Raw genomic sequence first — 13332 nt, 5'->3', positions numbered from 1 at the left:
CACCGTTGGCTTCTACAGTCCGAGAGACGCCGTTCGCTGAAGCGACAGCGCGAATAACGTAAGTTAGTGCACCAACGATCTTTTGTCTGCTACCGGTAGACTCATCGACCGGGGCGGTCGGTGAAGCGGCGTCGTCTGCGGGGATCGATCGATCGCCGAGTCGCTGCGGAGGCAGATCGTGAACTGCTCGGGGTTCAATGGATGTGCCTGTCAGTGCCTTCCCAGTGTGGCTCTCGAAGCGCCTTCTTATCCACTTTTCCGTACGGGGTAGTCGGAATATCGTCGCGAAACTCGACGCTCTTCGGTTTCTTGTAATCGGCGAGTTGATTGTCGGCGAAGGCTAGTACCTCGGCGGTATCGATCTCGTCGGTGTCCGCATCGACGACGGCGTGAACTGCCTCGCCCCAATCGTCATGGGGGACGCCGATCACAGCGACCAGATTCAAATCGGGATGGCGCTCGAGAGCGTCTTCGACCTCGGTGGTGTAGACGTTCATCCCTCCGGAGACGATCACGTCGCTGGCACGATCGAGTAGATAGACGTAGCCGTCGTCGTCCATCCGGGCGATATCGCCGGTCAGAAGCCACCCGTCGACGAGCGTTCGAGCCGTCTTCTCGGGCTTCCCGTGATAGCCATCCATCACATAGGGGGACCGCAGCACCAGTTCGCCGACCTCTCCCCGGTCGAGGAACGACTCGATCGCTCCGTCCTCAACGTCGGAGATCTCGGCATCGACCAGTGTTGCCGGTCGACCACAGGATCGAACGCGATCTTCGCCCCGTCGGTGGTCGTCCTTCGGGAGCACCGTTCCGACGTTCGGCATTTCCGTCTGCCCGTAGGCTTGGATGAACACGTCGCCGAACGCATCGATCGCCTCGGTCAGCCGCTCCTCCGAGATAGGGGCAGCACCGTAGACCAGCGTCTCGAGTCCCGACACGTCTGCCTCGTCCAGCGCGTCGGCGTCGAGCGTCCGGTAGATCATTGTCGGCACGAGGAACGCCCAGGTGATCGGCCGCTCGTCGAGTAGCCGAAGGAAGACATCCGAGTCGAAGCCTCTAGAGATGGTGAGATGAGCACCCTGTGTAAGCGCACCCAGATGGATGTATCCGGCGGCGTGTGGGAGCGGCGTCATGATGAGCATCTCTTCGCCGTCGCGGATTTCGAACGCGATGACGTGGGCCAGCATGTCCATCGCGATGACTCCGTGAGTGTGTCGAGCCCCCTTGGGCCGCCCAGTCGTTCCGCCGGTGTAGGAAAGCCGGAGGAGGTCGCTCTGATCGATGGTGACGTCGAGCGCTGACACACCGTCGGTGACGAGAGCGGTCTCGAGGGGAATCTGGCCGTCACGTGGTGCGTCGTCCACAGCGACGACGGTTTCGAGGTGGGGCAGATCGGGTCGCAGTTCCGCGATTGTGTCGGTGAACTCGGACCCCACTACTGCCCCTCGCGCTCCCGAATCCTCGAGTATGTACGCGAACTCGTCGTCCGTCAACATCTCGTTCATCGGCACGTTTACGAAGCCGCCGCGGACGCAGGCGAAGTTCGCGGTGAGGTAGTCCAACTGGTTCGACATCACGATACCGATATGATCTCCCTTCTCGAATCCACGGTCGGAGAACGCGCATGCCAGCTGACCGCCTCGCTCCCAGGCCTCCCCGTACGTCCACGTTTCGCCGTCGACCGTAGCGATCGGGCGCGATGCGTACTTGTTACAGGCTCGATGAAGCAGGTCGTACGCGGTTACGTCGTCGGTCTTAGTCATGGTGTGTTATACCAGAACAATATAGAAGAGATTAAACGCTTCCCTCGGCGAGTAGCCATCGCCTCTCGGGGCCATCGGGACATCTGCCAGGGTATCGACAGCAAGTACTTTATCTCGTGTGGAGTAACGGTTCGGTATGTCTCGCTACTTCGAAGATCTCGATCCCGGTGATGTGTTCGAGACGCGGAGCTATACCATCGAAAAAGACGAAATTGTCGAGTTTGCCGAGGAGTTCGATCCGCAGCCGTTTCACGTCGACGAGGCCGCGGCCGGAGAGTCGATATTCGGCGAACTGATCGCGAGCGGCCATCACACGATGTGTATCGCGAGCAAACTGACCGTAGAGGACGTCTTCGACGAAATCGCAAATCTCGGTGGACGCGGAATGGACGACCTCCGCTTTCGCCGTCCCGTACAACCGGGTGATACGCTACGAGTAGAGCTCGAGGTAATCGAGAAGTCGGCGTCCGATCGTCACGCGGACCGCGGCGACGTGACGTTCGAACAGCGGGTCTACAACGACGACGCCGAGGTGCTATCGGTACGGATGCAGTGTATCGTCCGACGGGATCTGGCGACGTGACCGCGAAGTCCGGACGTGCGGTCGATCGCCGTAGTCGAGGTTGAGTGAGGGCTGCGAACACCGTCGCTGTCTTTGGAGGTGTTCACCGCACTCTCCACTGCGTTTCGTTTTCGTCAAAAGAGGTATACGATAGTGGATCGATACAATCGCTATGTTCGAGGCGATGTCACTCGAGGAGACGACCGAAGCGCTGCGACGAGGCGACACCGAACTGGACGAGTACGTGGACAGTATCCGCCGTCGAACTGAGAAGCGGGAGCCAGATGTCCACGCGTTCGTCGACGAACCTGATCAGTGGGCCCGTGTGGAGCGTGAGCGGACTGAAATCGAGCGAATTCATGGAGAGACATACGGCGAACGGCCGCCGCTATACGGCGTCCCCGTCGGTGTGAAAGATCTGTTCCACGCGCGCGAACTGGAAACCCGTGCGGGTACGGATTTGCCGCCAGAAGCGCTGACCAGACCTGAAGGCGGAGCGGTGAGCGCACTCCGGGCGGCGGGCACTATCGTCCTCGGAAAGACGGTAACGACGGAATTCGGCTATTACGATCCCGGACCGACGCGAAACCCCCGTGATCTCGAGCGGACACCCGGTGGATCGAGCAGCGGATCCGCGGCAGCGGTCGCTGCTGGTATGTGCCCGCTGGCGCTGGGAACCCAGACGGTCGGCTCTATCGTCCGCCCTGCGGCCTTCTGCGGAATAGTCGGTCTCAAGCCGAGTCACGGACGGATCTCAAGCGAGGGCGTGCTACCGATGGCCCCCTCGGTCGACCACGTTGGGTACTTTACCGCCACGGTCGCAGACGCCACGTTCGTCGCACCGCTCTTGTACGAGGACTGGACGGCGAACGCCGATCCCGGAACGCCGACGCTCGGTGTCCCCGCCGATGCGTATCTCGAAAAGGCCTCTGAGTCTGGCCGACGTCACTTCCGCGCGCAGTGTAATCGACTGGAAGAAGCCGGCGTAGAGATACGCCGGGTTCCGAACGCGCTCTCAGAGATCGATGCGATCATCGAACGTCATCAGACGCTCGTGGAGGCGGAGGCCTCGCTGTCACATTACGAACTGTTCGAGGAGTACGGCGATCGATACTCGGAAACGATCTCCGAACTCGTCACCAGTGGGCGCACGGTCGACAGCGGGTCGCTGGGTGGCGCACGCACGAAGCGACTCGAACTTCGGAGGGAACTCGATGCCCTACTGGACGATCACGGAATCGACGTCTGGGTGAGCCCGGCAGCGCCGGGGCCTGCCCCGAAGGGGATCGACGATACCGGCGATCCCGTGATGAATCTCCCCTGGACGCACACCGGACTACCCGCCGTAACCGTTCCCGTTAGCGAAACCGACGGTGGGCTGCCGCTGGGGCTCCAGTGTACGGCCCGCTTCGGCGACGACGAACGGTTGTTAGCCTGGGCCGACATTATCGGCTCCGCGTTTTCGGCCGACTCGTAGCGCTTCGACGGAGCGAAGGCGGTTACTGCCGACGCATCCGTTTCCGGAGACGGTAGCCGATCTCTGGTCCGGAAGTCATTCCGCCGCTCTGAGGCGGTCGTACGAGACGATCCGTTATTTCCGAAGGAGATGGTCGATGACGACAGCTGATAACCGCCGTCAGCGCCGATTCGAGCGTCACCGGCCGTTCTCCTATCGCTTCACACAGGCCCGTCATTGGGGAGAAACCCCGGTTTCGGTATTACCAAAACAATTATGTGACCCTGTGTTTAATGATGTCATATGGCAAGCACGGTGAAGTCGGTGGAGCGGGCCGATCGGTTAATTAGGGCGCTTCTCGACCTCGATCGAGCATCGGTGACGGAAGTCTCCGAACAGCTCGATATGCCGTTGAGCTCTACCTACGACTACCTCACCACGCTCGAATCGCTCGGATACGTAGTCGAACTGTCTGACGGTACGTACACAGTGGCGTCGATGTTTCTCGAAGTGGGCAATCACGTTCGCAGTCAGTACGACGTGTACAGGGTTGCCGAGCCCGAGCTCAAATCGCTTGCGAGAGAAACGGGCGAGTACGCCGTCCTAATGGTCGAAGAGGACGGGCTTGGCGTTATCCTCGGAATGAAAAAGGGGGACAAGAGTTCGAACATACACATCCAGCGAACACACCCTGGAACGAAAACGCGACTCAGTACGACCGCATGTGGGAAAGCGATTCTCGCACAACTCTCCGAGGACCGGGTCTGTGAGATCGTCGATCGGTACGGTCTGGCACCGAAGACCGAACACACGATCACGGAGTCCGACGAACTGTCCGACGAATTAAAACGAATTCGGGAGAAGGGGTACGCGATCGACGACGAGGAACGCTTCGAGGGGATGCGCGGCGTCGGAGCCCCGGTCCAGACCGGCGTCGACACCGTCACCGCTGCGGTCGGCATCTACGGGCCTGCCAATCGTCTCACCGAGACGGTTCTCAGCGAAGAGTGCGCGGACCGGATCCTCGAGACTGCGAACGTCATTCAGGTGAACTTGTCGTACTCGTAAATTGAAATCGGGCGCGAAGGTTGAAGACCGGGGCGGTGAATCTATGGACGATGCCTAAACTCGGTCTCGTCCTCCCCGACGAATTCTCGCACGTATCGCTCAACCGAACGCTGGAGTTCGCAAAGCGTGCCGACGAGTCGGGGCTCCACTCGGTGTGGAAACAGGAGGCGTCCGGCAGTAACGGAGTCGCCACGCTCGCCGCAGTCGCACAGTGTACGACCGACGTCCAAATCGGAACCGGCGTGGCCAGCGTCTACTCTCGGAGCCCCACGTTACTCGGAATGAGTGCGGCGACGCTCCAGCAACTCTCGAACGGCCGTACACTCCTCGGACTCGGCGTAAGTTCGCCGCCGATCGTCGAAGGGTGGCACGGGATGGCGTTCGATCGGCCGCTTCGACGACTCCGAGAAGCGATCGAGATTATCCGACAGACGACGGCCGGTGGCACAGTTGACTACGACGGCGAGGTGTTCGATATCGGCCCCTACAACATGACACTCGAGGCGGACGGCAACGTCCCGATACTCAACGCTGCCATCAGCGATGCGAATCGTTCGTTAACTGGAGAGTATGCCGACGGCTGGTTACCGGCATTCATTCCGCAGTCCTCGTTTTCGAGCCACGTCTCGGACGTGCGGGAGAGTGCACGCAATGCCGGTCGAGATCCTGACGACCTGCTTGTCGCCCCATGGGTGCCGACGGCCGTCGACGACGACCCGGACCGGGCCGAGCGACGCGTTCGGTATCTCCTCGCCCAGGAGATGGCAATGGGGTACAATGAACAGGTAAACGAGTACGGGTTCGGAGACGCGCCCGACAGAGCACACGACCGTTTCCGCGACGGCAATCGCGACGCGGCGGTCGAGGCGATCTCCGACCGGATGGTGACCGAACTGACCGTCTCCGGAACGGAATCGGACGTTCGAGATCAGTTCCGGCGATACTCGCGGGACGGTGCCGATGTCGTCATCGCGATGCCGTCGATGGAGGCGTCCGTCGCCGAGATCGAATCACTCATCGACTCGTTGGGCACCATCGCCGACTCGACGTAAACGGTTGTGCCGGTCGTCGGTGCGGCCCCGCGAAGGGTTACGTAGCGGTGCGGTACGCCTGAGCGCGGCTTGAGTCTTCGCCCAGACGGTTACCGCTGCCAGTCCGGATCGCGCTTCTCAAGGAATGCCGCGAGCCCCTCGCTGGCTTCCGCCGACTGAGTTCGCTCGACGAGGCGGTCCAGCGCGTCACCGAACCACGCGTCGAGGAGATCGTCTTCCATCCCCGTCCACAGGTCCTTCATCTCCGCGACGGAGCCCGGCGCTGATGCCGTCGTCGAACGAGCGAGTTCGTGAGCGACGTCTGCCACCTGTTCGTCGCCGACCACGTAGTTGACGATCCCCATCGATTCGGCCTCGGACGCGGTCAGCTGGTCACCGGTTAGTGCAAGCTCCATGATGTCTTTCTTTCCGAGACTCATCCGCCCGTAGGTGAGGCCGATCGGCGGGAGCGCACCGATCTTCGCTTCGGGAAGGGCGAAGTCGCTCCCCTCGGAAGCGACGGCGAGGTCGCTCAGCAAAACGAGTTCGCAGCCCCCTCCATTCGCTACGCCGTTGACAGCCGCAATCAGCGGCTTGGGGTGGTTTCGGAGGGTCTTGGCGGTCGGCCCGAGGACCTCGTCTACCATTTCCGCGGCGTCGTCTGCCGATTCCCAGCTCTGGATCTCTGCGATGTCGTCACCGGCACAGAACGCCCGTCCCGATCCCGTGAGAACCGTCGCACGGACGTCTTCGTCTCTCGCTGCCCGCTCGAGGGCGGCGTTCAATCCCTTCCAGCTCGGCTCGTCGAGCGCGTTGAGCTGGTCGGGTCTGTCGAGGGTGATCCAAGCGAGGTCCTCGCGTCGCTCGTACTGCACCGTCTCGAACTGCGTCCGCTCGTACTCCCACTCGTAGAAGCCGATCCCCGATTTCTGACCGACCTCGTCGTTCGAGGCCATTTCGCGGAGCAGCGGATGGGGTTCGTACTCCTCCCATCCCGACCGCTCGCGGAGCGTTTCCAGCGTCTCGACGAGTCGGTCGATACCGAGTTCGTCGGCGAACTCGAGCAGCCCGCGCGGCCAGTTCATTCCGATTTTCATCGCCTTGTCGATCTCCGACTTCGTCGTCACGTCGTTGGCGAGCAACCACGCCGCCTCGTTGACGGCTGGCGCGAGGAGGTGTTTCGGATCGAAGTCGTGCCGCCGCTCGCGCGGAATGTCGACCCGCGAGTACTCCCCTGGTTCCGGATACGTGTAGAATCCGTCGCCGGTTTTCATCCCGTAGTCGCCGGCGTCCGTCTTCTTCTCAAGTAGGTCTGGGACGTGCAAGTCGACACCCCGGTCACGCATCGAACGGGCAGCCATCGTGGCGACGTCGATGCCGCTGAAATCGAGAACCTCGAACGGACCCATCGGCAGTCCGATCCGGCGGATCGCAGCGTCGATCGTCTCCTTATTCTGGATGCCCTGTTCGACCTGTCGAACGGCCTCGAGCCAGAATCGGAGGTTGATTCGATTGATGAGGAAGCCGGGAATGTCCTTCTCGACGAGCACCGGCGCCTTTCCGATCTCCTCGCTGAGTTCCTGGACCGCCTCGAACACGTCGTCGCTGGTCTCCTCGCCGCGGATGATTTCGACGATTTCCATCAACTGGACCGGGTTCGAGAAGTGCATGCCGACGACGTTACCGGGTCGATCCGTCGCGGACGCGATTTCGGTGATCGGGAGCGTACTGGTGTTGGTCGCCAGTATCGCCCGGTCCGGTGCGAGGTCGTCGATGGTAGCGAAGACCTCCGCTTTCAGATCGATATCCTCGGGGACTGCTTCGACGACGAGGTCGGCGTCGCCGTAGGCCTCCTCATCTGACGTCGTCGTTTCGATTCGATCTAGCGCCGCGTCGGGGTCCTCGCCGAGTTTAGCGAGGCTCCCCTCAATCTTCTCGAGCGCCGTCTCCAGAATCTCCTCGTCGACGTCGACGATGGTGACGTCGTATCCGGCGGTCGCGAACGTCTGGGCGATACCGTGGCCCATTGTTCCGGCACCGACGACGGTGACAGCGTCTACACGTTCGGCTAGTGACTCGCTCATGTTGCCTTCGCTTAAAGAGTAACCATTCCCAACAATATAATTTTCCCCGTTATTATCGTTCCGCGCCTGCGGAGACAGTATCGCCGCCGGCCGCCTGCGGGCGTCGCGGGCGTGGGCCGGTATCGAAAATCCCGACCGCTTTCTGGGTGTCGCGTCGCCGGGTCAGATGTCTCGCTCTCCGTCGATCACTTCCTTCGCCCGCTGACTGATCTCCGGTACGAGCGATCCCATCTTCGGGTAGAGGTCATCGTTGCTGTTGCCGTTGAGATACCGAGCGTAGAACATCTCGCACACCGCGATTAGCATGTACAGTCCGAGACCGACGTAGAACCGGCGGTTCGTGAATTCGAGTCCGGATTGTCGCTCGTACCGATCGAGGAGTTCGTCGCGGCTCAAATACCCCGGACGGCCGAGGAACGTCGGCATGAGTTCGTCGATCAACGGATCGGTATCCCAGTAACAGAGCATCCAGCCGAGATCTGCCGACGGATCGCCGAGAGTTCCCATCTCCCAGTCCAAGACGGCGTTGATTTCCGGCGGCGTCCTCGGTGCGTACATAACGTTATCGAGCTTGTAATCGCCGTGAACAAGGGTGTGATCGTACTTCTCGGGAGCGTTCGCCTCAAGCCACTCGTCGATCTCCTCGATGTAGGGGACCTCTCGTTCGGATTTCGTCGTCTCGTAGGCCCAGTCGAACTGCTTTCCCCACCGCTCTATTTGCCGCTCTGTGTACCCCTCGGGTCGGCCGAGATCACCAAGCCCGACCGCTTCGGGGTCGATCGTGTGAATCTCAGCGAGGGTATCGATGAGTGTTTCGCTGATCCGGCGGCGCTGTTCCGGCTTAGCGAACCGTTCGGGTTCGTGATCGCGGATAACGTCTCCCTCGAGTCGGTCCATCAGATAGAACTCGCCGCCGATCACCGACGCATCGTCACAGCCCAGCACCGGCGTCGGGACCGGAACGTCCGTCCCATCGAGAGCGGAGATGACGCGATACTCTCGGAGGACGTCGTGAGCCGTGTCGGCCGTCTCTCCGGCGGGTGGACGGCGCATCACGAGCTCTCGATCGCCCCACTCGATGAACAACGTCTCGTTCGAGTGTCCTTCGTCGTGGTACCGAACGGAGACGGATCTGGCGTCGCCGAGCTCTCGCTCGAGATACGCTTTCAATGCGGCTTCGTTGACGAGTCGCTCGAGATATATTTCATTTTCGGCCATTGTCGTCCCTTCGATGCTCGTTACCGAGGCAGTTTAATCTTAACCCCGTTCGCCGAAGCCTGCCGCCGTCGAACGCCCGACGGGTGCGGAATTCCGGTGCACCGGCGGTCCCGGATCGGGCGATCCGAATCGACGCGGGCGAGATGGTCCCCGTTGTTGCCCCCAAATCTTCATATGAGAATGCGTACTCTGCAATCGGTATGGCGACACGACAGCCAGCGAACGGCCATTCATCGGAGCGAACCGTCCGGAGTACCGAGACGACGACCAGCCATCGGAAACGACTCACATCCCGGGGGAGGGACGCATGAATCTCGAGGACTACACGGTACTCGACCTGACGTGGCTGCTTCCCGGTCCGTACGGAACGATGCTGCTGGGCGACATGGGCGCCGAAGTGATCAAGATCGAAGAGCCGACGCGAGGGGACTACGCCCGTTGGCTCGAGCCGGTGGTCGAGCCCACGGATTCGGGCGCGCTCTTCCACTCGGTCAACCGGAACAAGAAGAGCGTCACGCTTGATCTGAAAAGCGATGAAGGACGGGAAGCGTTCCTCGAACTGGCCGCTGATGCGGACGTCGTCTTCGAGCAGTTCCGACCGGGCGTCGTCGATCGGCTCGGCATCGGGTACGACGATGTTCGAGCGGTGAACGAAGACATCGTCTACTGTTCGCTGTCCGGGTACGGACAGGACGGTCCGTACAGCGACCGAGTCGGCCACGACATCAACTACGTCGGCTTAGCCGGTTTGATGCACGACACTGTCTCGAAAGACGGTTCGTTCCCGGCGGTTCCAACCTACCAGATCGGAGACAAAGTCGGCGGAATGTTCAGCGCGTTCATGATCGCATCTGCGCTCTTGGACCGCGAGGCCGGCAACGGCGGCCAGTATCTCGACGTGTCGATGACCGACGTCGTCGCGTCGCTTGGCACCGGACAGAGCTGGCGAGCGTTCATGAGCGAGGAGGTGCCCGAGGACGAGCAATCGCCGTCGGCCATGACGGCGCCGTGCTACGACGTGTACGAGACGAAAGACGGTGAGTACGTGACGATCGCAGCTCGCGAGGACAAGTTCTGGGAGCAGTTGCTCGAGGAGTTGGGACGGGAGGACCTGGCGGAATACCAGTTCGCGACCGGAGCGGACGCCGAGTACGCTCGCGAGGAACTGCAGGCCGAATTCGAGACCCGAACACGGGACGAGTGGGAGGAGTATCTCTCGGACGAGACGATGTTCGCCCCGGTCAACGAGTTCGACGAGGTGTTCGAACACCCACAGCTCGAGTCGCGAGAGATGGTCCGCGAGATGGACGTCGGCGACGGCGACCCCTTCTCGTACGTCGGCTTTCCGGCGAAGTCCTCGAGCGATATCGACGATATGCGTTCGCCGGCACCGGAGTTCGGCGAACACACGCACGACGTCCTTTCACGAGTACTCTCCGAAGATCGCCTGACGGAACTCGAAGAGAACGACGCTATCTGAACAGCGATCGCTGCGAACGACCTGATCGACGCTGGTCGGCCGACCGTCGTCAGCTCAGCGACGGACGAGCGGAGTCGAGTCGGCCGGAACAGTGACAAACTCGGGACTGTCCATCTCCGACCGACGGGTCGCGAGGAATACGACGATATCGGTGACGGCGCCGGTATCGAGCCAGTCGACCGCGATGACCTCTGATCGCGGCTTCCCCAGGGATAAATATATGTCACTTTCTGTCAAGCGTGTAGGCATGGAGTACCAAGACTCCGAACGAGCGAGGGAGCTAGCACAGCGAGCACGATCGTTCGTCGACGAGGTCGTCATTCCCCGAGAGCGCGAACTGGAGGGTGGGACGAAAGTCCCCGACGACGTCATCGCCGACCTCCGCGAGGAGGCTCGAGAGCGGGACCTGTACGCGCCCCAGATCGGCGAAGAACACGGCGGCATGGGCGTCGAGTTCCGGGACGTCCTCCCGCTTTTCGAGGAAGCAGGGCGGAGCCTCCTCGCTCCGCCGGCGATGCGCGTCGACGCTCCCGACGAGGGCAACATGCACACGCTCGAACTCGCTGGCACTGAAAACCAACAGGAGCGGTGGCTCGAGCCGCTCCTCCGTGGCGAACTCACCTCCGCGTTCTCGATGACGGAACCCCGTCAGGGGGGTGGTGCGGACCCGAAGATGGTCAAGACCACCGCAGAGAAAGACGGGGACGAGTGGGTGATCAACGGACACAAGTGGTGGATCACGAACGGCAGCGAAGCGGACTTCTTCATCACGCTGGCCCGGACCGATCAGGAGAGCCACCCGTACGAGAGCTGCTCGCTCATCATTATCCCCGAAGACACGCCCGGTCTCGAGGTGAAGCGAGACATCCCGCATATGGGCGACGATATCACGTCAATGGTACATTCGGAAGTCCTCTACGAGGACGTTCGCGTTCCGGAGGAGAACCTCCTGGGGGAGGAAGGGCAAGGATTCACCATCGCACAGAAACGTCTCGGTCCGGCGAGGCTCACTCACTGTATGCGATACTCGGGCATGGCTTCGCGAGCGCTGGAGGTCGCGAAAGCGTACACGAGCGACCGCGAGGGATTCGGCGGGCCGGTCGCCGACAAACAGGGAGTCCGATTCGACATCGCGGAAGCCGAGACGAACCTCCACGCCGCACGGACGATGGTCCGCCACGCCGCCAACGAGATCTCCCGCGGCAATCAGGCTCGCGTCGAGGTGTCCATGTGCAAGTTCTTTACCGCCAACGTCACGGAAAACGCGATCAATACGGCCCTGCAGTTCTGCGGGGCCAGCGGGATCGGCAAGGACCTGCCCATCGCCGACTTCTACGAGAACGTTCGCCAGTTCCGCATCGTCGACGGTCCCGACGAGGTCCACAAACGCGTGATCGCCCGCGACGCGTACGAGGACGTCGAGATGGACGAACTCGATCCGCTTCCGACCTTCTAGGTCGGACCGAACCGGCGTTCACCACGCGTCGCGGAGCACCGCCTCGAGCTCGTCCTCGGTCGGCTCGAATCCCTCGGGCGCGTTCTCCATCATGACGTCATCCGCTACGTCGGCCGCGACGTCTGGCAAATCGGACTCGTACAGATCGTCGATGGACCGAAGCCGCGACGGGAGACCGAGCGCGTCGCGCACGGCCGTGACGGCTTCGACGACCGCGCTCGCGGTTTCCTCGGCGGTATCCGCCTCGTCGACGTCGAGACCTTCGGCCAGGAGATTACGGCGGCCGTCGACGGTATCGAACAGGTGCCGGAGCGCGTAGGGGGCGATTATCCCGTGGGCCCCTCCCTGCTGGATCGCGTACCCGCGGGCGATACCGTGACCGAACGAGTGGATGACCGACGGAGTGAGCGTCTCAGCGCCTAACGCGCCGTACTGCGCGAGCACAGTTCCAATAATCGAGTCGTTTAGCGTCTCCTCGCTCCGGTCGCCGTCGCCGAGCCGCGGTAAGCCTCGGCCGAGAAGGCGCAGGCTCCGAACCGCAGTCCCGTCCGTTATCGGCGTAGCGTTGCGCACGTACAGCGATTCGACGGCCTTGTCGAACCCGTTCATGGCCGACGCACAGAGGATCTCGTGCGGCGTCGTCTCGAAGAGCGCCGGGTCGTAGAACAGCGCGTTCGGCATCAGCCGATCGTCGATGAGCGCACCCCGAGTGAGTCCGCCCTCACGAGCGGTAACACCGGCCACCGCGGAGAGGTCCGACCCCGCGAGCGTTGTCGGTATCGCAGCGATCGGCGTGAGCTCCGTCTCCGGAATCGGAACCGTCCGCTCGCGCTCGAACGTCGATCGGATCTCGTCCGAAGACGCGTCGCTGGCCGCGACGACGCTCATCGCCTTTGCGATGTCGAGACTGCTTCCGCCACCGAGACTTACGAGCGCATCGACCTCCTCGTCACGCATTCGCTCGACGCCTTCGAAAACGGTCGACAATCGTTTGTCAGGTGTCGTCTCGTCGAACACGTCCGTGAGGCGATCGCCGGTCCCATCGACGACGGGGCCGATGACTTCGTCGACCGAACCCACCGTCGATCCGCAGACTATCAACGCCCGCTCGACCCCAATCCGCTTGAGTTCGTCGCTGATTCGCTCGACGCAGTTTCGACCGTAGACGATGGTCCCCGGATCGTACGAAAATCGATAGTCGGTTGGCATACGCT

Annotated in this window: 10 protein-coding genes; 6 read left to right on the top strand and 4 right to left on the bottom strand. The window is 61.8% G+C overall.

Annotated elements, in window-relative coordinates:
• Positions 1-194 precede the first annotated feature (194 nt).
• Positions 195-1763: an AMP-binding protein gene (locus NJT13_RS22150; RefSeq protein ID WP_254525695.1), complete on the bottom strand. Its 1569-nt coding sequence runs from the start codon at positions 1761-1763 to the stop codon at positions 195-197.
• Between the two features lie 136 nt (positions 1764-1899).
• Between NJT13_RS22150 and NJT13_RS22145 the strand changes: the two genes are divergently transcribed.
• The 4 genes from NJT13_RS22145 (at position 1900) to NJT13_RS22130 (ending at position 5901) form a co-directional block, all read left to right on the top strand.
• Positions 1900-2346, top strand: a complete 447-nt coding sequence (locus tag NJT13_RS22145; RefSeq protein WP_254525694.1) for a MaoC family dehydratase — start codon at positions 1900-1902, stop codon at positions 2344-2346.
• A gap of 151 nt (positions 2347-2497) precedes the next feature.
• Positions 2498-3802, top strand: a complete 1305-nt coding sequence (locus NJT13_RS22140; RefSeq protein ID WP_254525693.1) for an amidase — start codon at positions 2498-2500, stop codon at positions 3800-3802.
• Between the two features lie 282 nt (positions 3803-4084).
• Positions 4085-4849 carry an IclR family transcriptional regulator gene (locus NJT13_RS22135; protein ID WP_254525692.1) on the top strand — a complete coding sequence of 255 codons (765 nt, stop codon included), beginning with the start codon at positions 4085-4087 and terminating at the stop codon, positions 4847-4849.
• A gap of 50 nt (positions 4850-4899) precedes the next feature.
• A complete protein-coding gene (locus tag NJT13_RS22130) occupies positions 4900-5901 on the top strand; it encodes an LLM class flavin-dependent oxidoreductase (RefSeq protein WP_254525691.1) in 1002 nt (333 codons plus the stop codon).
• A gap of 89 nt (positions 5902-5990) precedes the next feature.
• Here the strand turns inward: NJT13_RS22130 and NJT13_RS22125 are convergent, their stop codons facing one another.
• Together NJT13_RS22125 and NJT13_RS22120 are read right to left on the bottom strand one after the other, a co-directional pair.
• Positions 5991-7964 carry a 3-hydroxyacyl-CoA dehydrogenase/enoyl-CoA hydratase family protein gene (locus NJT13_RS22125; protein ID WP_254525690.1) on the bottom strand — a complete coding sequence of 658 codons (1974 nt, stop codon included), beginning with the start codon at positions 7962-7964 and terminating at the stop codon, positions 5991-5993.
• A gap of 162 nt (positions 7965-8126) precedes the next feature.
• Positions 8127-9182, bottom strand: a complete 1056-nt coding sequence (locus NJT13_RS22120) for a phosphotransferase family protein (protein ID WP_254525689.1) — start codon at positions 9180-9182, stop codon at positions 8127-8129.
• A gap of 307 nt (positions 9183-9489) precedes the next feature.
• Between NJT13_RS22120 and NJT13_RS22115 the strand changes: the two genes are divergently transcribed.
• Positions 9490-10662 (top strand): CaiB/BaiF CoA transferase family protein, encoded by a 1173-nt coding sequence (locus tag NJT13_RS22115; protein ID WP_254525688.1) that lies wholly within the window; start codon positions 9490-9492, stop codon positions 10660-10662.
• 247 nt (positions 10663-10909) lie between these two features.
• Entirely contained in the window at positions 10910-12118 is a 1209-nt protein-coding gene (locus NJT13_RS22110; RefSeq protein ID WP_254525687.1) for an acyl-CoA dehydrogenase family protein, read from the top strand.
• 18 nt (positions 12119-12136) lie between these two features.
• On the opposite strand, the gene NJT13_RS22105 is transcribed toward NJT13_RS22110, so the two are convergent.
• Positions 12137-13327, bottom strand: coding sequence for an iron-containing alcohol dehydrogenase family protein (locus NJT13_RS22105; protein ID WP_254525686.1), 1191 nt, complete (start codon positions 13325-13327; stop codon positions 12137-12139).
• Between the last annotated feature and the right edge of the window lie 5 nt (positions 13328-13332).

The sequence above is a fragment of the Natrinema caseinilyticum genome (assembly GCF_024227435.1).
In the GTDB taxonomy this organism is placed as follows: Archaea; Halobacteriota; Halobacteria; order Halobacteriales; family Natrialbaceae; genus Natrinema; species Natrinema caseinilyticum.
Note: the sequence above shows the minus strand (reverse complement) of the source record. Positions and strands in the feature narration are given on the sequence as shown.

Excerpts from the sequence above, each read along its gene's own strand:
- NJT13_RS22150 (WP_254525695.1), bottom strand. The coding sequence starts at position 1,763 with ATGACTAAGACCGACGACGTAACCGCGTACGACCTGCTTCATCGAGCC.
- NJT13_RS22145 (WP_254525694.1), top strand. The coding sequence starts at position 1,900 with ATGTCTCGCTACTTCGAAGATCTCGATCCCGGTGATGTGTTCGAGACG.
- NJT13_RS22140 (WP_254525693.1), top strand. The coding sequence starts at position 2,498 with ATGTTCGAGGCGATGTCACTCGAGGAGACGACCGAAGCGCTGCGACGA.
- NJT13_RS22135 (WP_254525692.1), top strand. The coding sequence starts at position 4,085 with ATGGCAAGCACGGTGAAGTCGGTGGAGCGGGCCGATCGGTTAATTAGG.
- NJT13_RS22130 (WP_254525691.1), top strand. The coding sequence starts at position 4,900 with ATGCCTAAACTCGGTCTCGTCCTCCCCGACGAATTCTCGCACGTATCG.
- NJT13_RS22125 (WP_254525690.1), bottom strand. The coding sequence starts at position 7,964 with ATGAGCGAGTCACTAGCCGAACGTGTAGACGCTGTCACCGTCGTCGGT.
- NJT13_RS22120 (WP_254525689.1), bottom strand. The coding sequence starts at position 9,182 with ATGGCCGAAAATGAAATATATCTCGAGCGACTCGTCAACGAAGCCGCA.
- NJT13_RS22115 (WP_254525688.1), top strand. The coding sequence starts at position 9,490 with ATGAATCTCGAGGACTACACGGTACTCGACCTGACGTGGCTGCTTCCC.
- NJT13_RS22110 (WP_254525687.1), top strand. The coding sequence starts at position 10,910 with ATGGAGTACCAAGACTCCGAACGAGCGAGGGAGCTAGCACAGCGAGCA.
- NJT13_RS22105 (WP_254525686.1), bottom strand. The coding sequence starts at position 13,327 with ATGCCAACCGACTATCGATTTTCGTACGATCCGGGGACCATCGTCTAC.